Raw genomic sequence first — 1979 nt, forward strand, 5'->3', positions numbered from 1 at the left:
CCCTCCGGTGGAGTCCCCGGGCAGGCCCCCCACCCTGTCGGGCGACACCGCTCCGGCGCCCGGGGTCGATGCCGCGGCGCTGGAGTTCCTGGCCGCCGACGCGGCCGCCCGGGCCCGGCGGCTGCTCGCCGAAGCCCTCGCCCCCGGCCATGAACTGACGCCCGTACCGGAAGAGCTCAGCGAGTGGCAGGACACGGTGCGGCTCGCCGCCTCCTGCCCTCCGCCCGCGATCGCCGACCGGCTGGCGGCGGGCTGCGGCCGAGGCCGTACGGAACTCGCGCGGGCCGTACGCGCGTGGGGGCACGGCGGCGCGGCCGCGCTGGCCGTCCTCGAGGACGACTGGGCACCGGGCGCCGACGTTCTCGCACGGGCCCGGGCACAGCTGGCGAGCGCCTGGGAGGACGGCACAGCGCCGGAGCTGCGGTGCGCGCACAACCACTGGACCGCGGTCGGGACGGACGCGCAGCTGCGCTACGGGCGCGACGGACACTGGTGGCCGTACCGCAAGGAGAGCGGCCGCTGGCAGCCCGCCGGACCGTGCGACCGCGACCCCGCCTCGGCACTCGCGGCGGCGCTCGGGGAGGACGTCGCGGAGAGCTGAGGCGCAGTCACCCGGCAAGAGCCCCGCAACCGTGGAGCCCTGCTGCCAGGACTCCACGGCCCGACACCCGCACCCCCTGCCGCGGATTCGAAGGCGAGAGGGGATGAAACTTGCCCTTTCCTAGGCAGGATGCCAATTTTTGCCTTTTGGTCATGGAATATGGTGATCTACAGTTTCATCACCTTCTGAGCACGGAAAGGCACTTCGGGATGGCTTTCGCCCTGCTGCGCCTCCACAAGCGTTCCCCTCACCGGGAGGCCGCACCGATTCCGTACGGCGCGGGGGCTCTCGACTGCTTCGTCACGGACCCCGTCCAGTTGCCGATGCACAGAGCCGAGGTGTCCGTCAGGGATCTCAACGGCCAGGAGGTGGTCCACGGGCAGACCGATCCGCACGGCCGGTTCGCGGCGACCGTGGCGCCCGGCGAGTACAACGTCGCCGTGACGGCGGAAGGCTTCCAGCCCGTGCGCCGCTCTGTCACCTGCGCCGAAGGCGTACGGACCGCGCTCGACCCGATGGCCATGGAACCGGCCCCCGCGCCCGCCCTGCCCGCTCCCGGGGCCTGGCGCATCGACCCGGACCACACGGCGGTGCGCTTCGTCTCCCGGCACATCGGGCTCGCCGAGGTGCACGGCCGGTTCAACCGGTTCGAGGGCACCTTGTGGATCGGCGAGAACATGGAGGACTCGCGGATCGACGTGGTGATCGAGACGGCGAGCATCGACACCGGGGTCGCGCAGCGCGACGAGCACCTGTGCTCGCCGGAGTTCCTGGACGTCGCCAAATTCCCGTACATGCAGTTCACCAGCGAGCGGTTCGTGCACCACGGTGGCTCCCGGTGGACGGTGCAGGGGGTGCTCAACCTGCACGGCGTCAGCCGCAACGTCTCGCTGGACACGCGTTACCTGGGCATCGGCACCGGCATCATGGGCGAGTCCCGTACGGCCTGCTCGGCGACGACCGAACTGCACCGCGAGGACTTCACCCTGGACTGGAAGTCGATGCTCCAGCGCGGCATCGCCATGATCGGCGCGACGATCAGGATCGAGCTGGACATCCAGGCCGTACCCGCCACGTGACCGCACCGGCCCGCCGGCCGTCGAGCGGCGCGGGCAGCAGGTCGGTGGGGAAACCGCTCGGCAGGCTCGTCGGCAAGCCACTGGGCCAGCCCGACGGGAGGCTTGTCGGCAGTCCGCTGGGCAGGCTGGTCGGCAGGCCCGAGGGCAGACCGCTGGGGAGTGCGGAAGGGAGCGAGGAGGGGAGCACGGAGCCGCCGGAGGGCGCTCCCCCGCCGGGCCCGTCGCCCTTCTTCCCTCGGTCCCCGATGACGAACGCCGCCCCGAGAGCGAGTGCCCCGACGGCCACCAGCGCGGTCACG

Annotated in this window: 1 protein-coding gene and 2 pseudogenes; 2 read left to right on the plus strand and 1 reads right to left on the minus strand. The window is 72.3% G+C overall.

The features are described 5' to 3' along the window. A pseudogene (locus K6I34_RS36295) lies at window positions 1-601 on the plus strand (SWF or SNF family helicase); the annotation flags it as partial. Between the two features lie 209 nt (window positions 602-810). Then, window positions 811-1680, plus strand: a complete 870-nt coding sequence (locus K6I34_RS36300; protein WP_229332287.1) for a YceI family protein — start codon at window positions 811-813, stop codon at window positions 1678-1680. Here the strand turns inward: K6I34_RS36300 and K6I34_RS36305 are convergent. After that, window positions 1640-1979: pseudogene (locus tag K6I34_RS36305) on the minus strand (hypothetical protein); the annotation flags it as partial. The gene K6I34_RS36300 and the pseudogene K6I34_RS36305 overlap by 41 nt on opposite strands.

Origin of the sequence: Streptomyces sp. UNOC14_S4 (assembly GCF_020740835.1) — a bacterium.
Classification (GTDB): domain Bacteria; phylum Actinomycetota; class Actinomycetes; order Streptomycetales; family Streptomycetaceae; genus Streptomyces.